Raw genomic sequence first — 18,511 nt, 5'->3', positions numbered from 1 at the left:
TTCCCCCTCAACCAGGCCAGGTTCTGATGCGGATTTACCCTGAACAACTCGCGGGTCATCTCAAGGTAGGGCTCAAGCCCTGCTATCTCATTTTTGGGGACGAGCCCCTGCTCAAGCTGGAAGCCGTCGACGCCGTGCGCCAGGTGGCACGCAAACAGGGCTTCGATGAACGCCACAGCTTCGTGGTGGAACAGGGGCTGGACTGGAACCAGGTCTACGATGCCTGCCAGGCCATGAGCCTGTTCTCGGCCCGCCAGATCATCGAGCTGGAGCTGCCCGCAAAGATCGACAAGGATCTCGCCGCCCGCATCAGCGACATTGGCAAGCAGCTCCACCCCGACCTGCTGCTGGTGCTCTCGGGCCCCCGCCTCAACCAGACCCAGATGAAGGCGTCCTGGTTCGACAAGCTGAGCCAGAGCGGCACCTATGTACCGGTCAACCACCCCGAGCCCCGTTTCTTCCCGCGCTGGATGAGCGCCCGCTTTCAGCGCTTCGGCCTCAAGGCACTGCCGGATGCGGTCAATTTCATGTGCCACGCCTACGAGGGCAACCTGCTGGCCGCGAGCCAGGAGATCGAGAAGCTGACCCTGCTCTCGCCGCCCCAGCCCATCAGCGTCGCCTATCTGCAGGAGACCATCATCCGCCACGCCCACTTCACTCCCTTCCAGCTCGTCGATACCCTGCTGGAAGGAAAGGTGAACCGGGCCCAGCGCATCCTGCTGGCCCTGCGCGCCGAGGGCACCGAACCCGGCATGCTGGCCTGGACCCTGTGCCGCGAGCTGGAGCAGCTCACCGAGCTGGCGCTGGCCGCCCGCGCCGGACAGCCCCTGGTGGAGCATTTCAGCCGCCTGCGCATCTGGCAGAGCCGCCAGCAGCTCATCCAGCAGGCGCTGACCCGGCTTCCCTTCCCCAAGATCCGGCAGCTCTGGCAACTGATGGCCCAGCTGGACCATGCCCAGCGCCATTTCGACACCGAGCAGGCCTGGCTGATGCTGCAAACCATCGCCCTCGGCTTTCGTGACGGTACCCCGCTCCCCCTGCTGGAGACGGAATCATGCTGACACCGCCCATCGGGATCCTCGGCGGCACCTTCGATCCCATTCACATCGGCCACCTGAGGCCCGCCATCGAGGCACGGGACGCCCTGGGTCTGGCCGAGGTGCGCCTGCTCCCGAACCATATCCCGCCCCACCGGGCCAATCCGCTCTGCTCCAGCGAGCAGCGGCTCGCCATGGTCGCGCTGGCTGCGGCGGACAACCCGGGATTCGTGGTGGATGAGCGGGAGCTCAGGCGCGACACTCCCTCCTGGACCATCGACACCCTTGTCGAGTTGAGGAGCGAGCTGCCGGACACCCCGCTCTGCTTTTTGATGGGGATGGATTCCCTGCTCGGCCTGCCGAGCTGGCACCGCTGGCAGGAGCTGCTCGATTACGCCCATCTGGTGGTGAGCTGCCGCCCAGGCTGGCAACCGGATTATCCCGTCCAGGTTGCCGAGCTGCTGGCCCGCCACCAGACCCGGGACATTCAGGATCTCCATCGCCAGCGCCACGGTCATGTCTGGCTTTGTGACAACCTGCCCGTCGAGCTGTCGGCCACACGGCTGCGTGCCCTGCTCGCGGCAGGCCAGGATCCCAAATACCTGCTGCCCAACCCGGTCGCCGACTATATCCGGCGCCACGGGCTCTACCGCTCATCGGCAACGCAGTAAACGGCGTCACGCAGGCGGGTCAGCCGACACGTCCGGGCGCACCGGGCCCGGCCCTGACTATTGCCAGGCCGGGTTGCACACTATAGTGATCGTCAAGGAGCCCCTCCCCCACGGGACGGCTCCCCGGGCGACGCTCCCTTTGCCAGGCTGGGAAACGGGAGTGACCATGATATAATCCGCCGCCCTCTGGCGCCGGAAGATAGGAGAAGACATTGCAAGGCCAAGAATTGCTCGCCTTTATCGTCGACAAGATCGATGACATGAAAGGCCGCGACATCATCACCCTCGATGTGCGCGGCAAATCCAGCATCACGGACACCATGATCATCTGCTCCGGCAACTCCAATCGGCACGTCAGTGCCATCGCCCACAACCTCGCCAGCGAGGCCCGTCATGCGGGGCTCGACCTGCTGAGCGTGGAAGGGGAACTCACCGGTGAGTGGGTGCTGGTGGACATGGGGTCGGTCATCGTCCACGTGATGCAGGATGAGTACCGCGACTTCTACCAGCTGGAAAAGCTCTGGAGCGGCGCCGCCCAGGTCAATTCGCAATAAAGGGCGACAGCGTAACCAAAGATGAAGATCCAGTTGATTGCCGTGGGCACCAAGATGCCTGCCTGGGTAGAGCATGGCTTCGAAGAGTACCGTCGCCGCTTCCCCAAAGACATGCCGTTCGAGCTGGTCGAGATCGGCGCAGGCAAGCGCGGCAAGAATGCCGACATTCCCCGCATCCTGCAAAAGGAAGGGGAAGCCATGCTGGCCGCCGCCGGCCGCTCCCGCATCGTGACCCTGGACATTCCGGGCAAGCCCTGGACCACGGAGCAGCTCGCCGTGCAACTGGAAGCCTGGAAGCTGGATGGCCGGGACGTGGCCCTGCTGGTGGGTGGCCCGGAGGGGCTCTCCCCCGAGTGCAAGGCTGCCGCGGAACAGAGCTGGTCGCTCTCGCCCCTGACCCTGCCCCATCCCCTGGTGCGGGTGCTGGTGGCCGAGAGCCTCTACCGCGCCTGGAGCATCACCACCAATCACCCTTATCACAGAGAGTGACCCATGCCGACCCTGAGCATGCATTTCTCCTCTCTCACCCGCACGTCAGCCACAAGGTAACGGCATGCTGAAGAATCGCATTGAAATGCGCGATCACAGTGCCGAGGGACGTCTGTTCTTCCGGCGCACCCTGGTCGCCTACATCGGCATGGTCACCCTCATGCTGGTGCTGCTGGCTAACCTCTACTACCTGCAAGTAGAGTCTTACGAAACCTACCAGACCCGCTCCAACGACAACCGCATCCGTGTGGTGCCGGTGGCGCCGCCCCGTGGCCTCATCTACGACGCCAACGGTGTTCTGCTGGCGGAAAACCGCCCGGTCTACAGCCTGGAGATCGTGCCCGAAGAGACCGAGAACCTGGAGAAGACCGCGGACGACCTCATCACCCTGCTGGCCCTGCCGGAGGGGACCAAGGAGAAGTTCCTGGCCGAGGTCAAGCGTCAGCGCCGCTTCAAGCCCGTGCCCCTGTTCGAGAAGCTGACCGAATACCAGGTCGCCCTCTTCTCGGTCAACCAGCATAACTACCCGGGGGCCAGCATCGAGGCCTACCTCAAGCGCTACTACCCGTTCGGCGATACCCTCACCCATGCCCTGGGCTACGTGGCCAAGATCAACACCCGTGACGTGGAGCGCCTCGAGAAGGAGGAGAAGCTCGCCAACTATGCCGCCACCAAGGACATCGGCAAACAGGGGGTGGAGAAGTACTACGAGGATCAGCTACACGGCGTAGCGGGTTATCAGGAGGTCGAGGTGAACAACCGCGGCCGGGTGGTACGTACCCTGAAATTCCAGCCCCCCGAGCCCGGCAAGGACATCTACCTCAACATCGACATCCGCCTGCAGTTGAAGGCCCAGGAGCTGCTGGCCGGCCGCCGGGGCGCCATCGTGATGATGGAGCCCAACACCGGCGCCATCCTGGCCATGGAGTCGAGCCCGAGCTACGACCCCAACCTGTTCGTGACCGGCATCTCCAGCGCCAACTACTCGGCGCTGCTCAACGATCCCGCCCGGCCGCTGGTGAACCGCACCACCCAGGGCATCTATGCCCCCGCCTCCACCGTCAAGCCCATGATGGCGGTGATGGGGCTCAACGAGGGGGCGATCACCCCCAATTACCGCTACTTCGGCGGGCCCAGCTTCTCCATCCCGGGCACCACCAAGAAGTTCCGGGACTGGCGCCGCTGGGGCCACGGCTGGCTCGACGTCTATCGTGCCATCGAGGTGTCGGCGGATACCTATTTCTACGATCTCGCCTACCGGGTCGGCATCGACAAGATCAACAGCTACATGACCAAGTTCGGCTTCGGCCAGTACAGCGGCGTGGACCTCTATGAAGAGACCCGGGGCGTCATGCCCTCCCGGGACTGGAAGATGGCCCGCTGGCGTCAACCCTGGTACCAGGGGGACACCATCTCCATCGGCATCGGCCAGGGCTACTGGAGCGCCACCCCGATCCAGCTCGCCAAGGCCATCAGCATCCTGACCCAAAACGGTCACGACGTGACGCCGCACCTGCTCAAGAGCACCGCCTCCTCCGATGGCGTGGTCAACGCCCCCATCAACCCGAACGTGGCCATCGCCGCCAAGAGCGATACCTACTGGCAGGTGGCCAAGGACGGCATGTGGCGCGTCATCAACGGCCACGAAGGGACGGGGCGCCGCGCCTTCGCCAATACCCCCTACAAGGCGGCGGGCAAGTCCGGCACCGCCCAGGTGGTGGGCCTCAAGGAGAACCAGGTCTACAACGCGGCCACCACCAAGGTGGAGCACCGCGACAACGCCCTGTTCGTCGCCTTCGCCCCCTTCGAGGCACCCAAGGCGGTGGTCGCCCTGGTGCTGGAGAACGCCGGGGGCGGCAGCGCTATGGCGGCACCGGTCGCCCGCCACATGCTGGATGCCTATCTGCTGCCGCCGGAACCCCAGTTGCCACCGGCACCGGAAAAGCCGTCCCAACCGAGTGAGGTCGTTTCCCAATGAGTAATTCTGCCCGCCAGCAGAGCATCTGGTACAAGCTGCACATCGACCTGCCGCTGCTGCTCGGCCTGCTGACCCTGATGGCCCTCTCCATGGTGGTGCTCTACTCCGCCTCGGGCCAGGATCTCGACTCCATCGTGCGCCAGCTGGTGCGCGGCGCCCTGGCCTTCGGTCTGATGATCGGCATGGCACAGCTGCCGCCCTCCCTCTATGCCCGCTGGTCGGTGCCCCTGTTTGCGGTGGTGGTGCTGCTGCTCATCGCGGTGGACGTGTTCGGCCATATCGGAAAGGGGGCCCAGCGCTGGCTCGATCTCGGCTTCATGAAGTTCCAGCCCTCCGAGGTGATGAAACTCTCCATGCCCATCATGGTGGCCGCCTGGCTCAGCCGGCACTCCCTGCCGCCAAAGTTCAGCCATGTGATGATCGCCCTGGTGATGGTGCTGCTGCCCACCCTGCTGATCGCGGCCCAACCCGATCTCGGCACCTCCATCCTGGTGGCCGCTTCCGGCTTCTTCGTCATCTTCCTGGCGGGGATCAGCTGGTGGCTCATCGGGCTCGCGGTCTTGCTCATCTGCGCCTTCATGCCGGTACTCTGGTTCTTCCTGATGCACGACTACCAGCGCCAGCGGGTGCTGATGCTGCTGGACCCGGAGAAGGACCCGCTCGGTCGCGGCTATCACATCATCCAGTCCAAGATTGCGATCGGCTCCGGCGGCGTGTTCGGCAAGGGGTGGCTGCAAGGCACCCAGTCCCAGCTCGAATTCCTGCCAGAGCGCCACACCGACTTCATCTTCGCCGTATTCAGCGAGGAGTTCGGTCTGGTGGGAGTGGCCCTCTTGCTGGTCATCTACCTCTACATCATCAGCCGCTGCCTGTTTATCTCCATGCAGGCCCAGAACAGCTTCGAACGCCTGCTGGGGGGCGCCCTGACCCTGACCTTCTTCGTCTATGTGTTCGTCAACATGGGCATGGTAAGCGGCATCCTGCCGGTGGTAGGGGTTCCCCTGCCGCTGGTGAGCTACGGCGGCACCTCCATGGTAACCCTGATGGCGGGCTTCGGCGTTCTGATGTCCATCCAGACCCACAGGCGGCTGCTCGCCTGATGCGGCTCGGCTGGCTGGCTCTATCTCTGTGCACCCTGACGGCGGGTGCTGCCGTCTCGCCGGCCCGGCTCAGCCTGCTGGCCGAGCAGCAGCAGGTGCCGCTGGCAGAGTTGCAGGCCGCCGCCGCCCAGGCCAGCCTGCGCCAGGAGGTGCTGGACACCATCCGCCGCCCCTGGGAAGCCAAGCCCTGGCACCGCTACAGGCCGCTGTTCGTCACCCCGGAGCGCATCCGGGACGGAGTGGGATTCTGGCAGCGCCATGCCGCCACCCTGGCACGGGCCGAGCAGACCTACCAGGTCCCCGCCTCCCTCATCGTCGCCATCATCGGCATCGAGACCTTTTACGGTCGACAGATGGGCCGCCATCCGGTGCTCGACAGCCTTTACACCCTGGGATTCCACTACCCAGAACGGGCAGATTTCTTCGCCAAGGAGTTTGCCCAGCTGGTGCTGCTTGCCCGGGAAGAGAAGTGGCCGCTCACCAATCTCAAGGGCTCCTATGCCGGCGCCATGGGCATGGGCCAGTTCATGCCCTCCAGCTACCGCCACTACGCGGTCGACTTCGACGGAGACGGCAAGCGGGATCTCTTCGCCAACCCGGCAGATGCCATCGGCAGCGTGGCCAACTACTTCGCCCTGCACCACTGGCGCTGGGGCGAGCCGGTGGTGGAGCCCGCCTTGATCGGATTGGCGCCAGTAGGTACCCTGCTTGCACCCGAGCCCGAGCTAAGACACCGCTGGACAGAGCTGGCCGCTGCGGGCATAGAAGTCGCCACACCGCCGTCACCCGAGACGCCGGTAAAACTGCTGGCGATGGAGCAGGCCGAAGGACCGGAATACTGGGTCGCGCGCCACAATTTTTACGTGATCACCCGCTACAATCGCAGCCCTCTCTATGCGATGGCGGTGCATCAACTCAGTCAAGCAATCCAGGACGCTTATGCATTACAGCCACAAACTTCTTCCCCTCAGCCTGACCTTGTTGCTGGCCGCCTGTAGCAGCCAACCCGAACCCCAGCCGCTGCCCCCGGAGCCCGTCCCCCAGGAGAAGCCCCAGGTCATCGAGATCCCCCAGGCGACCGGCGCCATTCCCCGCCCCGAACCCATGAGCGAGAGCGGCAACCGGGACTACTGGATCGGCAAGCAGAAGTTTGAGGTGTGGCGCGACATCAAGCACTACAGCGAGGAAGGCACTGCCAGCTGGCTCTCCCGGGATCTGGACGGCAACAAGACTGCCAACGGTGACGTGCAGGACAGCACCCTGTTCAGCGCAGCCCACCGCAATCTGCCCCTGCCAAGCTACGTGCGGGTCACCAATCTGGACAACGGTCTGGAGACCATAGTACGCGTCAATGATCGCGGCCCCTTCGGCAGCGATCGCCTCATCGATCTCTCTCACGCCGCCGCCGCGCAGTTGGAGATGGTGGAAGGGGGTGAGGCCCGGGTGCGCCTCGAACTCATCACCGATCAGCCCGATCAGATGGTGGAGATGGTGCCCATGACCCCGATGACGCCCATGGAGCCTGCGGCGCCAGCAGCCAATTCCTTCGTGAACGAGACGCCGGCCCCCACGGCACCGGCCAAGGCCGCGCCTGCTCCTGCTCCTGCCGCCACGGCGACCACCACCGTCTCCCCTCCCAGGGCCGGTGCGACCCAGGGCAAGATGATCCAGGTGCTTGCCAGCGGCTCGCAGGCGCGGGCCGAGGCCATGGGCAAGGTGATGACCCAGCGCTATGGCGTGCCGTACCAGGTGGTGGCACATGGCGCCGTCTTCCGCGTCCTGCTCGGGCCCGTGGCCAGCGACAAGCAGGCCCCCCTGCTCGAGCAGATACGCCAGGGTGGGTTGGAGCAGGCCTTCATCGTGCCCTGATACCCGCCCCGACCTCGCGCCGGGATACGACGCGAGGTCGGGGGCCATCCCATAAAATCCCGTCCAGGTCGCATCTCGGACTATGACCGACACGCACATCTGGTATAGTGGGGCCCGCTTTTTTTCAACTTGGGTACATCCCATCCAGGCACCAGGAATTTCAAGATGTCCAAATTTGCCCGCTCCGTTATTCTGGCCTCCCTGTTAAGCGCCACCGCTCAGGCCAACCAGCCTGTTCCGACCCCGGATTCGGCCCTGCCGAGTGCCCAGCCGGTCCCCACTTTGAACAGCGCCCCCATGGTGGTGCCTGCCGCGCCCGAGATCTCCGCCAAGGCCCACATCCTGATCGACTACTTCTCCGGCCAGGTGCTGGCCGAGCAGAACGCCGACGAGCGTCTGCCCCCCGCCAGCCTGACCAAGATGATGACCTCCTACATCGTCGGCGACGAGCTGCACAAGGGGAACATCAAGGGCACCGACATGGTGACCATCAGCCAGAACGCCTGGTCCAAGAACTACTCCGACTCCTCCAAGATGTTCATCGAGGTGGGCAAGCAGGTCTCCGTCGATGATCTCAACAAGGGCATCATCATCCAGTCCGGCAACGACGCCTGCGTCGCCATGGCCGAGCACCTGGCAGGCAGCACCGACTCCTTCGCCAGCCTGATGAACGCCTGGGCCGCCAAGCTCGGCATGAAGGACTCCCAGTTCAAGAACCCCCACGGCCTGGATGAAGAGGGCCACTACAGTACCGCCCGCGACATGGCCCGCCTGGGTCAGGCTCTGATCCACGATCAGCCGGAGGAGTACAAGATCTACTCCCAGAAGTCCTTCGTGTTCAACGGCATCACCCAGCACAACCGCAACCGCCTGCTGTGGGACCAATCCCTGCAGGTTGACGGCATCAAGACAGGTCACGTCAGCCAGGTCGGCTACAACCTGGTCTCTTCCGCCACCAACAACGAAGGCATGCGCCTGATCGCCGTGGTCATGGGGGCCAACAGCGAGGCCTCCCGCGCCGCCGAGAGCAAGAAGCTGCTCACCTACGGCTTCCGCTTCTTCCAGAGCCTGACCCCCTACAAGGCGGGCACCGAACTGGTCACCCAGAAGATCTGGATGGGCGACAAGTCTGAAGTGAAGCTGGGGGTCGACAAGGACGTCTCCGTGCTGGTCACCCGTGGCCAGGGCAACAACCTCAAGGCGGACTTCCAGCTGGAGAGCGAGCTGAAGGCGCCCCTGGCCAAGGGCCAGCGCGTCGGCACCGTGTACCTCAAGCAAGGGGACAAGGAGATCAAGCAGGTTCCCCTGGTTGCCCTGGAAGAGGTGCAGGAAGGTGGCCTGATGAGCCGCCTGTGGGATTACCTGGTGATGCTGGTCTCCAGCTGGTTCAAGTAACAGACCCTTCCTCAAGCAGCGGCGCCAACAGGCGCCGCTGCTGTCTTTTGCGGTCTGTCCAGTCAATAACCCTGTAATCTGCAGGTTCCGCCGACTGACGATTTGTGGTAAAAAGCAGCATTTCCACGTCTTGCCGCACCGCCGGGTCTTGATCCCGAGGCGGCTCATGCCCATATAGACTGGGAACTGCCCCCTGGGGGCTGATGAGGGGACCGTTTCGGCGGCCCTCAAAGACGTAAAGATGACGCCGCGTCCCGGCGACCCAGAAAGGTGAAGTAGATGAATACCAAGTTTGATGAACTGCTGGAGTTCCCCTGCAAGTTCCCGTTCAAGGTGCTTGGCGTGGCCGATCCCGCCCTGCCCGACATGGTGGTGGAAGTGCTGCAGCAACATGCTCCCGGCACCTACAGCCCGACCGTTCAACCGAGCTCCAAGGGCAACTATCACTCGGTACGGGTGACGGTCACCGCCCAGAGCAAGGAACACATCGAGGCCATGTATACCGCCCTTGGCAAGATCGAGCTGGTTCGTTACGTCCTGTAAGCTGCCTCTTTCGCCCCGCCACCGGGGCGACTGATTATTTGCCGCCCGGTCGCAGCGGCGACCGTACCGACACCGCGCCGCCAGTGAGGAAAGATGTCACTCGAAACGCCCGCCGAGCCACAACCGTCAGCCGGCCAACTGCTCGTCAGACAGCTGGGCCGTCGCCCCTACCAGCCGGTGTGGGACGCCATGAAGGCGTTCACCGACAATCGCACCCCCGACACCCCGGACGAGTTCTGGGTGGTGGAGCATGACCCCGTCTACACCCAGGGTCAGGCCGGCAAGGCCGAACACCTGCTCGCCCCCGGCAACATCCCGGTGGTGCAGAGTGATCGCGGTGGCCAGGTGACCTATCACGGCCCGGGCCAGCTGGTGCTCTACGTGCTGGTGGATGTGCGCCGCAGCAAGCTCTCTGTACGGGAGCTGGTGACCTGCCTCGAAACCGCCATCATCAACACGCTCGCCAAAAGCAATATCGAGGCCTACGCCAAGGCCGATGCCCCGGGCGTCTACGTGAAGAGCGATCTGGGCATGGAGGCCAAGCTGGCGTCCCTGGGCTTGCGCATTCGCAAGGGGTGCTCGTTCCACGGGTTGGCTCTCAACGTCAACATGGACATGACCCCCTTCCTGCGCATCAATCCGTGCGGCTATGCGGGTATGGCCATGACCCAGACCAGCGCCCTGGGCGGCCCGCAGAGCGTCGCCGAGGCACAGTCTCTGCTGGTGACGGAGCTGGCCCGCCTGATTGGCTACCAAGAGATCACGAATACCGAAGAGGCGGCATGAGCAACCCCATGCCCCGTGGTCACGAGGAAGCTGCGAGGCCCCTGGTGACCGTCAACCAGACAATAACAAACACCGAGAGTGAATCATGAGCAAACCCGTTCGTATGGAGCCGGGCGTCAAGCTGCGCGATGGCGACAAGATGGCCCTGATCCCGGTGAAATTCATGCCGGATCCCAGCGAGGAAGTGCTGCGCAAGCCGGAGTGGATGCGGATCAAGCTGCCGCCGTCGAGCCAGAAGATCGAGCACATCAAGAGCACCCTGCGCAAGAACAAGCTGCACTCTGTGTGTGAGGAAGCCTCCTGCCCCAACCTGGCGGAGTGCTTCAACCACGGCACCGCCACCTTCATGATCATGGGCGCCATCTGCACCCGCCGCTGCCCCTTCTGCGACGTGGCCCACGGCCGCCCGCTGCCGCTGGATCCGGAGGAGCCGAAGAAGCTGGCACTGACCATCAAGGAGATGAACCTCAAGTACGTGGTGATCACCTCGGTGGACCGCGACGATCTGCGGGACGGCGGTGCCCAGCACTTCGCCGACTGCATCCGCGAGATCCGCGAGCACAGCCCCCAGACCCGCATCGAGATCCTGACCCCGGACTTCCGTGGCCGGATGGAGCAGGCGCTGGAGGTGTTCCGCGAGACCCCGCCTGACGTCTTCAACCACAACCTGGAAACCGCCCCGCGCATGTACCGGGTTGCCCGTCCGGGGGCCGACTACAAGTGGTCCCTGGAGCTGCTGCGCCGCATCAAGGAGATGCATCCCCACGTGCCGACCAAGTCCGGTCTGATGATGGGCCTTGGCGAGACCAACGAAGAGATCGTCGAGGTGCTCAAGGATCTGCGCGAGCACGGCGTCAACATGCTGACCCTGGGCCAGTATCTGCAACCGAGCCGCCACCACCTGCCGGTGAAGCGTTATGTGCCGCCCGCAGAGTTCGACGAACTCAAGGATGTGGCCATGGATCTCGGCTTCAGCCACGCCGCCTGCGGTCCCTTCGTGCGTTCCTCCTACCACGCAGACCTGCAAGCCAAGGGGGAAGAGGTCAAATAAGCCTCTTTTCCTGCTGGCAGAAAAAAGAGCGCCCCTGGGCGCTCTTTTTTTATCGCCGTCACCTCGCAGGCAGCGGTTGTCCCTTTGTGATTGGCGCCGTTCTGGCGTAACGTGGCCACTCCCCTTCTCTGGAGTGCTGTGCCGGATGCCGACTCTCACCGTTCGCCTGATCCCCCTGCGTGACGCAGACTTTCACGCCTATCGCGACTACTTCATCGAGGATTACGCCCAGGATCTTGCCAGCAACCACGGGATGGCGCTGCCTGACGCCCACCGTCAGGCCGACGCCTCGTTGCAGCAGCTCCTGCCACTGGGTGTCGCCACCCCGGGTCATCACCTGCTCGCCATGGTACCTGAAGCCTCGAACGCGCCGGGCGAGCCTCTGGGCTATCTCTGGCACGCCATCGACGGCGCCGCCGGCACCACCTTCATCTACGACTTCTATGTGACACCGCCCCATCGTGGTCGCGGCCTCGGCAAGGCAGCCATGGCCGCCCTGGAGGCGCAGCTCGCCCCCCTAGGCATCCACCAGATCAAGCTGAGGGTGGCCCATGACAACCCGAGGGCACTGGCGCTCTATCAGGCGCTGGGCTTCACCATCACGGGCTACAACATGGCAAAGCGTCTGGATTGAGCACCTTCATTGGGCCACCACCCGGCCATGGCTCAGAGCGAGATGCCGGAAAAGGACATGAAGCCGAGGGACATCAGCCCGGCCACGATGAAGGTGATGCCGATACCCCGCAGCCCCTCGGGCACATCCGAATACTTCATCTTCTGACGCAATCCCGCAATGGCGACGATGGCCAGCAGCCAGCCCAGCCCTGAGCCCGCCCCGTACACCACGGATTCGATGAAGTCGTAATCCCGCTGGGCCATGAACATCACCCCGCCGAAGATGGCGCAATGCACCGTCAGCAGCGGCAGATAGATGCCGAGCGCGTGATGGAGCGCCGGGAAATGTTTGTCGAGCACCATCTCCATCACCTGCACCAGCGCCGCCAGCACCCCGATATAGACGATGAAATCGAGAAAGCCCAGATCAAACTCCCCGAGGAAGGTACTCTCGGGACGCAGGATATGGCGGTAGATCAGGTTGTTGAGGGGGATGGCGATCACCATGACCACCAGCACCGTCATGCCCAAACCGAAGGCGGTGTTGATGTTCTTGGAAACGGCCAGGAAGGTGCACATGCCAAGAAAGAAGGCCAGCGCCAGGTTTTCCACAAAGATCGACTGGATGAAGAGATTGACGTAATAGTCCATGAATGAGTTCACCACTTGGTTGCAATAAGAGCATGTCCGCGCCCGGCCAACGGCCAGTCGCGAAGATGACGTTTACAGAGAGAGCTGGCGCAGCACCCGGTAATGACCACGGCAGCCGCCAGACTGCCGAGCAGCCCGGTCAGCGGTACTCAATGACGGGGATCAAACGGGCGGGCGCCCGGCTGGTGAACCTAGTCGCCCTGGCAGAAGCGATATTGCAGGTGGTGGCAGCGAAGCCGCCGTGTGTGCAGAGCGCCGAAGTAGTCGGGCCGCTGCCTGAGGTAGATGAGGGGCAGGAAGAACAGCAGGCCACAGAGCAGGCCGAGGATCTCGTGCTGGAACCAGGCCAGCAGCATCTGGTAGAGCTCGGCATGAGCGGCCCCTTCCAGTCGCCGTCCCTGCTCGAAACCGAGCCGCCACTGGGAGGCGGGCGGCAGGCTGACGTTGTCGGCAAGCCCCGGGTTCGCTGGCTCATGGAACAGCATCGGCCGCTCCTGCCCTTGCGTCTCCATTCCCTTAGTTGCAACGACCCCTGCCGCCGCCGCAGCGGCAAGCCAGAGAAGGCAGGCGATGGCAAGCACCATCGGCCATGACGAGGGGCGGCGAGAGGATGACAAGGGGGCTGTCCGTCAAGAAAAATTACAGGTGGAATATATCACAATACCGTCACTTATTGCATTTTCCACCATGAGATATTAACAGGAGCGATATTAAACACCGCCCTATTCCCTAAAACCGGCAAGGTTGCACCACCTTGAGAAAGCGACTTGCATCTTCCTCAAGGTGAGGGCTTAGCCCTGCTCGAAGGCCGGGTGATAGCGCACTTCACCACTGGGCATGGCAGCGCCGAACGAGCGGGCCATGAAGTACTCGGGCGGCACGCCGGGCAGCGTCAACCCCGGCTCGGGCACGAAACCAAAACGGCCGTAGAAGCCGGGATCCCCCAGCACCACGCAGCCGACCGCTCCCATCCCCTTGAGCTCGGCCAGACCCGCGTCCATCAGCCGTGACCCCAGCCCCCTGCCCTGAAGCGCAGGGGAGACGGAAATGGGGCCAAGGCCATACCAGTGCGGGCTGCCATCGCTGATGGTGACCGGCGAGAAGCAGAGGTGGCCGACCACCCGCCCCGCCTGCTCCCCCACCAGCGACAGGCTGAGTGCCCCGGCCTGGCGCAAGGCGCGCACGATCAGCTGTTCGTTGTGATCGGTATGGGGGGCATTGAGGAACGCGGCCACGGTCAGCGCTTCAATGGCGTCGTGATCGGCGCCTGTTTCGGGCCGAATGATGATGTTCATAAGGTTTTCTCCGTTTGCTCTCTTTCAATGGATGACCTGATCAGACTGCCTGCAGGCAGCAGATCACATAGCCATAGCTATCCAGGTATTGGCGGTGGATGGCCACTTCCCGGCTCAGATCCTGCCAGGCTGGGCTATCCCCCAGCTCGGCACTGTGGCGCGCCAGATTGCGCTCGATGGGATCCAGATAGTTGTCCCAGGCCCTTTGCGGCAACGGGGTGTGCCACAGGCAGCGATAACCCGCCTCCTGCACCGTTTTGAACAGGCCCGCCAGGGTCTGCATGGCGGGATAATCCCGCTGCCAGAACGCCAGCGCCTCCTCTGGGGGCGTGTCCGTCAGCCACACCAGGTCGCTCAGCACCAGGCAGGCAGCAGGGCCGGCAAGGTACGGCCGCCATGCCTGCAAGGCGTTGGCCACCCCGATGGTGTAGGCGCTCCCCTCGGCCCAGATGAGATCGGCGGGGGCAAGATCTGCCGGCAGCGCCGCCATGTTGGCGCACAGGGTAGTGACCTGCTCAAAGCCAGCCGCGCTGGCCGATCTCGCCACGGCGGCCAGCGCCTCCTCGTCCAGATCGATGGCTACGATGGTGGCGTCCGTCACCTGTGCCAGCGCCAAGGTGGCGGCGCCGCGCCCGCAGCCCATGTCGAGGATCCGGCGAGGCTGGCTGGGCAGCGCGGCAAATTGCTGCTGGGTGAAGAGGCTATCGCCCGGCCCCCAATAGCTCATGCCATCCAGCAGCAGCTTGAAATCCCGGATATAACGTTCATGTTCATTCATGTCTTTGCTGAGCCACTGCAGGTGGTAACGCTCTTTTTCACTGAATCCCTGCTTCATCACCCAGGCAAAGTAGGCCTGCGGGGCTTGATGCTGCAGTTGCCGCTGCCAGGCCTTGAACTCGTCGCCGGAGTGCGCACGCAAACCGGCGAGATCCGCCAGCAGATCCCGGGCGCGTTGCATCCGCGCCAGCTCTTCATCCAGCTCCCTGACCCGGGCTGCCAGCGTTGCCTGCTCCAGCTCGCCCGCCAGACAGGCGAGGCACTGCTTGAGGCTGAGCCCGCCGGCCTGCAGCGCCTGCACCATCCGCAGCCGCTGCAGATCGTCATCGTCGTAGTGGCGATAGCCGTTGGCGCCCCTCGTGCCCGCAATCACCCCCAGTTTCTCGTAATAGAGCAGGGTGGAGCGTGCCAGGCCGCAGCGCCGGGCCAGTTCGGATATTTTCATGACAACCACTCGCTGAGGGGTCCGTGACCCGATGAAGGGAAGCTTAAACTGTGAAGCAATAGACAGGTCAACGACAACATCCGAGTTCATACCATAAAAAACGGCCACCCAGAGGTGGCCGTCATCGGCAGCAAGAGAGACTCGCGGGAATCAGAGGCCGACGGCTTCCAGATGCTCCACCAGCAGCTGCACACTGCGGTTGCCGCGCCACTCGTTGACGTCAAGCCGGTAGACCAGCCGCACCCGCTTCACCGAGGCATCGGGCCAGCGCTGCAAGTCGACGCCAAAGGCGATGGCATCCACCGCGTGGCCGGAATCCGTGGTCAGCATCATCTTGAGGTGCTTCTCCCCCACCAGCCGCTGCTGCACCAGTACGAATTCCCCGTCAAACAGCGGCTCGGGGAAGGCCTGACCCCAGGGGCCGGAGGCGCGAATAAGCTCCGCCAGCTCCAGACTCAGTTCATCGGGCAGCAGCTCGCCATCGGTGAGCAGCACCCCGGTCAAGAGCTCAGGGGTCACCAGCTCGCCGATGACCGCCTCGAAGGCCCGACCGAAGGCCTCGATATTGGCCTTGGGCAGGGTCAGCCCGGCCGCCATGGCGTGGCCGCCAAACTTGCCCATCAAGCCGGGGTGGCGGGTGTCGAGCAGTTCCAGCGCATCGCGCAGATGCACCCCCGGGATGGAGCGCCCGGAGCCCTTGAGCTCGGTCTCGCTGCTCTCGGCAAACGCGATGACCGGGCGGTAGTACTTCTCCTTCACCTTGGAGGCCACCAGCCCCACCACCCCCTGATGCCACTCGTCCCGGTGCAGCACGATGCCCGACGGCACCTCACCGTCGCGAAAACGGATCTGCTCCAAAGTGGCGAGCGCCTCCTGCTGCATCCCCTGCTCGATCTCCTTGCGCTCCTGGTTGAGGCTGTCCATTTCGGAAGCGAGCTGGCGCGCCAGGTTGATGTCCTCGCTCAGCAGACAGGCGACCCCGAGGGACATGTCATCGAGCCGGCCCACCGCGTTGAGGCGCGGCCCCAGCGCAAAGCCGAGATCGGCAGCGCACAGGCGACGACCGTCGCGGCCCGACACATCCACCAGCGCCTGGATGCCGGGGCGACAACGGCCAGCCCGGATCCGCTGCAACCCCTGATGGACCAGGATGCGGTTGTTGCCATCGAGCGCTACCACGTCGGCCACGGTGCCGAGGGCCACCAGATCCAGGTAATCCGCCACGTTGGGGGCGCGCAGCCCCTGGCGCTCATACCAGCCGCTCTGGCGCAGATGGGTGTTGAGAGCCGCCATCAGATAGAAGGCGACCCCGACCCCGGCCAGGGACTTGGAGGGGAAGTCGCAGCCATGCTGGTTGGGGTTCACTATCGCGTCGGCGTCAGGCAGCTCCTGGCCGGGCAAATGGTGATCGGTAACCAGTACCTGCATGCCGGCCGCCTTGGCCGCCGCCACCCCGGCGATGCTGGAGATGCCGTTGTCCACCGTGATCAGGAACTCGGCGCCACGGGCCACCGCCAGCTCGACGATCTCCGGGGTGAGGCCATAGCCGAACTCGAAGCGGTTGGGCACCAGAAAATCGATGTGACGACCACCCATGGCGCGCAAAGCCAGCACGCACAGGGCCGAGCTGGTGGCGCCGTCGCAGTCAAAGTCACCGACGATGAGAATGCGTTTTTGCGCCGTCAGCGCCTCGGCCAGCAGCGGCACCGCCTGCGCCATGCCGAACAGACGCTGGGGCGGCAGCAGCTGGTTGGCGCTGCGCTCCAGCAGGGCAGGGTCTTCTACCCCGCGGCTGGCGAAGATCTGGCGAAGCAGCGGGTGCAGGGTGGCGGGCAGATGGGAATCATCAACTCGCGGACGACGACGGATTTGCAGGGGCATTGATGTGATCCAGTATCTTGAGCAGTTGTTCGGGGCTCTGGTAACCGCGCACCAGGTCGCCATTGGGCAGGACCCAGCTCGGTGACGCCTTGATCCCGAGCCATTGGCTCAGGCCGATATGATGGGCAAGGATCGCATTACAACCGCTCTCAGGCAAACGATCGCTGAAGTTGAGTTCGCGCAACAGCCCGGGATCGCACCAGCTAGCCTGATCCGAGGCGGCGACAGGCGCAGGCAGCAGTTGCACGCTCACGCCCCTCGCCTGCAAGCGGGGCAACTCCTCCAGCGCGATGCGGCAAGGACCGCAGGCGAGATCGGTAAACAGGGTGAGGCGGTGGCGTTCAGGGGTGGCCTTGAGCCAGAGCCGGGCCTCCCCTATCTGGGAGAGCGCCAGCCTGCGTTGCTGCTGCTGGCTGAGCCGGGTGAGGTTTCTCATGTCGTGGGCCAGATCCAGCATGGAGCCCTGCAGCACATAGTCTCCCCTGGCATCGCTGTAGAGCAGTCCCTGGGCCGTGCCCAGCAGATAGAGGCCCGGCATGGGGGTCTCGTCCACCAGGTAGACCTGCACACCGAGGCGCTGCTCTATGGTCTGTTTCAACACATGGGGGTCCATCCCCGCGCTGGCCGCAAAAGCGCACAGCAGCATCATTCCCAGCAGTAAATATCGCATTAGCTCATTCACTTGGCATGATTGAAGGGCCTCATAAGGTAACCCAGACAATTCCCTCTCCCAAAGACCTTAATTAGTGATCGATTAATAACGTCCGCAAGAAAAAATCACGGGATGACAGGTTGCCAATCGGGCTTGAGCCCCGCAAGCTAATCAGGACGACGGGAGACATCTTTAGTCATCCCTCTGTTTTGCTGATATTTTATTATTCAAATCGACGTGCGCTCAGGTGGCACGTCGTCCATTTCTAGGGGGAAAAATGAGTCTGATTCAAGAGTTCAAGGCCTTTGCATCCAGGGGCAATGTGATCGACATGGCGGTCGGTATCATCATAGGTGCCGCCTTTGGCAAGATTGTCTCCTCCTTCGTGGGAGACGTGATCATGCCGCCCATCGGGCTGATCCTGGGGGGCGTGGATTTCAGCGATCTCGCCGTGACCCTGAAGGCCGCCGAAGGGGATGCCCCTGCCGTGGTCATCGCCTATGGCAAATTCATCCAGACCTGTATCGACTTCCTGATCATCTCCTTCGCCATCTTCATGGGGCTCAAGGCCATCAACACCCTGAAGAAGAAGCAGGAAGAGGAAGCCGCTGCCCCGGCCGGCCCCACCAAGGATCAGGAGCTGCTGACCGAGATCCGCGACTTGCTGAAATCCCAGCAGGGGAAATAACCGTTTCCTCCCTGTCGTGTGCTGAAAAAAACCG

The 18,511-nt window shown here is 63.6% G+C and carries 20 protein-coding genes; 14 read left to right on the top strand and 6 right to left on the bottom strand.

Annotated features, from left to right (window positions below; all coding sequences use genetic code 11):
* Positions 1 to 26: 26 nt before the first annotated feature.
* The 13 genes from holA (at position 27) to AB5Y70_RS03615 (ending at position 12,107) form a co-directional block, all read left to right on the top strand.
* Positions 27 to 1,061: a DNA polymerase III subunit delta gene (gene holA, locus AB5Y70_RS03675; protein WP_043153206.1), complete on the top strand. Its 1,035-nt coding sequence runs from the start codon at positions 27 to 29 to the stop codon at positions 1,059 to 1,061.
* The gene (nadD, locus tag AB5Y70_RS03670; RefSeq protein WP_043153207.1) at positions 1,055 to 1,708 is read left to right on the top strand and encodes a nicotinate-nucleotide adenylyltransferase; all 654 of its coding nucleotides are present in this window, start codon (positions 1,055 to 1,057) and stop codon (positions 1,706 to 1,708) included. Before holA ends, nadD begins: the two co-directional genes overlap by 7 nt.
* Positions 1,709 to 1,920: 212 nt before the next feature.
* On the top strand, positions 1,921 to 2,262 hold the full coding sequence (gene rsfS / locus AB5Y70_RS03665; protein ID WP_010673762.1) for a ribosome silencing factor: 342 nt from the start codon (positions 1,921 to 1,923) through the stop codon (positions 2,260 to 2,262).
* Between the two features lie 21 nt (positions 2,263 to 2,283).
* A complete protein-coding gene (gene rlmH / locus AB5Y70_RS03660; RefSeq protein WP_005298242.1) occupies positions 2,284 to 2,751 on the top strand; it encodes a 23S rRNA (pseudouridine(1915)-N(3))-methyltransferase RlmH in 468 nt (155 codons plus the stop codon).
* Between the two features lie 64 nt (positions 2,752 to 2,815).
* The gene (mrdA, locus tag AB5Y70_RS03655) at positions 2,816 to 4,729 is read left to right on the top strand and encodes a penicillin-binding protein 2 (protein WP_010673761.1); all 1,914 of its coding nucleotides are present in this window, start codon (positions 2,816 to 2,818) and stop codon (positions 4,727 to 4,729) included.
* Positions 4,726 to 5,829, top strand: a complete 1,104-nt coding sequence (gene rodA / locus AB5Y70_RS03650) for a rod shape-determining protein RodA (RefSeq protein ID WP_010673760.1) — start codon at positions 4,726 to 4,728, stop codon at positions 5,827 to 5,829. Before mrdA ends, rodA begins: the two co-directional genes overlap by 4 nt.
* The gene (gene mltB, locus AB5Y70_RS03645) at positions 5,829 to 6,827 is read left to right on the top strand and encodes a lytic murein transglycosylase B (RefSeq protein ID WP_279955930.1); all 999 of its coding nucleotides are present in this window, start codon (positions 5,829 to 5,831) and stop codon (positions 6,825 to 6,827) included. Before rodA ends, mltB begins: the two co-directional genes overlap by 1 nt.
* A complete protein-coding gene (locus tag AB5Y70_RS03640; protein ID WP_244812911.1) occupies positions 6,769 to 7,698 on the top strand; it encodes a septal ring lytic transglycosylase RlpA family protein in 930 nt (309 codons plus the stop codon). Before mltB ends, AB5Y70_RS03640 begins: the two co-directional genes overlap by 59 nt.
* 165 nt (positions 7,699 to 7,863) lie before the next feature.
* The gene (locus tag AB5Y70_RS03635) at positions 7,864 to 9,093 is read left to right on the top strand and encodes a D-alanyl-D-alanine carboxypeptidase family protein (RefSeq protein ID WP_039041110.1); all 1,230 of its coding nucleotides are present in this window, start codon (positions 7,864 to 7,866) and stop codon (positions 9,091 to 9,093) included.
* A gap of 279 nt (positions 9,094 to 9,372) precedes the next feature.
* Entirely contained in the window at positions 9,373 to 9,636 is a 264-nt protein-coding gene (gene ybeD, locus AB5Y70_RS03630) for a DUF493 family protein YbeD (RefSeq protein ID WP_010673756.1), read from the top strand.
* Positions 9,637 to 9,729: 93 nt separating this feature from the next.
* Positions 9,730 to 10,422, top strand: coding sequence for a lipoyl(octanoyl) transferase LipB (gene lipB / locus AB5Y70_RS03625; RefSeq protein WP_010673755.1), 693 nt, complete (start codon positions 9,730 to 9,732; stop codon positions 10,420 to 10,422).
* 85 nt (positions 10,423 to 10,507) lie between these two features.
* Positions 10,508 to 11,473 (top strand): lipoyl synthase, encoded by a 966-nt coding sequence (gene lipA, locus AB5Y70_RS03620; RefSeq protein ID WP_368175934.1) that lies wholly within the window; start codon positions 10,508 to 10,510, stop codon positions 11,471 to 11,473.
* A gap of 145 nt (positions 11,474 to 11,618) precedes the next feature.
* A complete protein-coding gene (locus AB5Y70_RS03615) occupies positions 11,619 to 12,107 on the top strand; it encodes a GNAT family N-acetyltransferase (protein ID WP_043153214.1) in 489 nt (162 codons plus the stop codon).
* A gap of 32 nt (positions 12,108 to 12,139) precedes the next feature.
* On the opposite strand, the gene nqrE is transcribed toward AB5Y70_RS03615, so the two are convergent.
* From nqrE to AB5Y70_RS03585, 6 genes are all read right to left on the bottom strand, one after another.
* Positions 12,140 to 12,739: an NADH:ubiquinone reductase (Na(+)-transporting) subunit E gene (gene nqrE / locus AB5Y70_RS03610; protein ID WP_010673752.1), complete on the bottom strand. Its 600-nt coding sequence runs from the start codon at positions 12,737 to 12,739 to the stop codon at positions 12,140 to 12,142.
* A 191-nt stretch (positions 12,740 to 12,930) separates the two neighbouring features.
* On the bottom strand, positions 12,931 to 13,224 hold the full coding sequence (locus tag AB5Y70_RS03605) for a hypothetical protein (protein WP_010673751.1): 294 nt from the start codon (positions 13,222 to 13,224) through the stop codon (positions 12,931 to 12,933).
* Between the two features lie 306 nt (positions 13,225 to 13,530).
* The gene (locus AB5Y70_RS03600) at positions 13,531 to 14,034 is read right to left on the bottom strand and encodes a GNAT family N-acetyltransferase (RefSeq protein WP_049636560.1); all 504 of its coding nucleotides are present in this window, start codon (positions 14,032 to 14,034) and stop codon (positions 13,531 to 13,533) included.
* A 40-nt stretch (positions 14,035 to 14,074) separates the two neighbouring features.
* Entirely contained in the window at positions 14,075 to 15,256 is a 1,182-nt protein-coding gene (locus AB5Y70_RS03595) for a MerR family transcriptional regulator (RefSeq protein ID WP_049636561.1), read from the bottom strand.
* A gap of 150 nt (positions 15,257 to 15,406) precedes the next feature.
* Positions 15,407 to 17,137, bottom strand: a complete 1,731-nt coding sequence (gene recJ / locus AB5Y70_RS03590; protein WP_049636562.1) for a single-stranded-DNA-specific exonuclease RecJ — start codon at positions 17,135 to 17,137, stop codon at positions 15,407 to 15,409.
* Positions 17,103 to 17,807 carry a disulfide isomerase DsbC N-terminal domain-containing protein gene (locus AB5Y70_RS03585; RefSeq protein ID WP_039041117.1) on the bottom strand — a complete coding sequence of 235 codons (705 nt, stop codon included), beginning with the start codon at positions 17,805 to 17,807 and terminating at the stop codon, positions 17,103 to 17,105. The genes recJ and AB5Y70_RS03585 overlap by 35 nt, the downstream gene beginning before the upstream one ends.
* Before the next feature lie 259 nt (positions 17,808 to 18,066).
* On the opposite strand from AB5Y70_RS03585, the gene mscL reads away from it, so the two are divergent.
* A complete protein-coding gene (gene mscL / locus AB5Y70_RS03580; RefSeq protein ID WP_010673746.1) occupies positions 18,067 to 18,477 on the top strand; it encodes a large-conductance mechanosensitive channel protein MscL in 411 nt (136 codons plus the stop codon).
* Positions 18,478 to 18,511 lie beyond the last annotated feature (34 nt).

Origin of the sequence: Aeromonas sp. s1(2024), assembly GCF_040908005.1 — a bacterium.
GTDB lineage: Bacteria > Pseudomonadota > Gammaproteobacteria > Enterobacterales > Aeromonadaceae > Aeromonas > Aeromonas caviae.
The sequence above is the reverse complement of the archived record's forward strand: the minus strand, read 5'-3'. Positions and strand labels throughout refer to the sequence as shown.

Bases quoted from the DNA above. Each gene is read 5' to 3' on its own strand.
- lipA (WP_368175934.1), top strand. From the start codon at position 10,508: ATGAGCAAACCCGTTCGTATGGAGCCGGGCGTCAAGCTGCGCGATGGC.
- AB5Y70_RS03640 (WP_244812911.1), top strand. From the start codon at position 6,769: ATGCATTACAGCCACAAACTTCTTCCCCTCAGCCTGACCTTGTTGCTG.
- AB5Y70_RS03635 (WP_039041110.1), top strand. From the start codon at position 7,864: ATGTCCAAATTTGCCCGCTCCGTTATTCTGGCCTCCCTGTTAAGCGCC.
- lipB (WP_010673755.1), top strand. From the start codon at position 9,730: ATGTCACTCGAAACGCCCGCCGAGCCACAACCGTCAGCCGGCCAACTG.
- ybeD (WP_010673756.1), top strand. From the start codon at position 9,373: ATGAATACCAAGTTTGATGAACTGCTGGAGTTCCCCTGCAAGTTCCCG.
- mrdA (WP_010673761.1), top strand. From the start codon at position 2,816: ATGCTGAAGAATCGCATTGAAATGCGCGATCACAGTGCCGAGGGACGT.
- AB5Y70_RS03615 (WP_043153214.1), top strand. From the start codon at position 11,619: ATGCCGACTCTCACCGTTCGCCTGATCCCCCTGCGTGACGCAGACTTT.
- AB5Y70_RS03585 (WP_039041117.1), bottom strand. From the start codon at position 17,807: ATGCGATATTTACTGCTGGGAATGATGCTGCTGTGCGCTTTTGCGGCC.
- nqrE (WP_010673752.1), bottom strand. From the start codon at position 12,739: ATGGACTATTACGTCAATCTCTTCATCCAGTCGATCTTTGTGGAAAAC.
- AB5Y70_RS03600 (WP_049636560.1), bottom strand. From the start codon at position 14,034: ATGAACATCATCATTCGGCCCGAAACAGGCGCCGATCACGACGCCATT.
- holA (WP_043153206.1), top strand. From the start codon at position 27: ATGCGGATTTACCCTGAACAACTCGCGGGTCATCTCAAGGTAGGGCTC.
- AB5Y70_RS03595 (WP_049636561.1), bottom strand. From the start codon at position 15,256: ATGAAAATATCCGAACTGGCCCGGCGCTGCGGCCTGGCACGCTCCACC.
- rlmH (WP_005298242.1), top strand. From the start codon at position 2,284: ATGAAGATCCAGTTGATTGCCGTGGGCACCAAGATGCCTGCCTGGGTA.
- recJ (WP_049636562.1), bottom strand. From the start codon at position 17,137: ATGCCCCTGCAAATCCGTCGTCGTCCGCGAGTTGATGATTCCCATCTG.
- mltB (WP_279955930.1), top strand. From the start codon at position 5,829: ATGCGGCTCGGCTGGCTGGCTCTATCTCTGTGCACCCTGACGGCGGGT.
- AB5Y70_RS03605 (WP_010673751.1), bottom strand. From the start codon at position 13,224: ATGCTGTTCCATGAGCCAGCGAACCCGGGGCTTGCCGACAACGTCAGC.
- rodA (WP_010673760.1), top strand. From the start codon at position 4,726: ATGAGTAATTCTGCCCGCCAGCAGAGCATCTGGTACAAGCTGCACATC.
- nadD (WP_043153207.1), top strand. From the start codon at position 1,055: ATGCTGACACCGCCCATCGGGATCCTCGGCGGCACCTTCGATCCCATT.
- mscL (WP_010673746.1), top strand. From the start codon at position 18,067: ATGAGTCTGATTCAAGAGTTCAAGGCCTTTGCATCCAGGGGCAATGTG.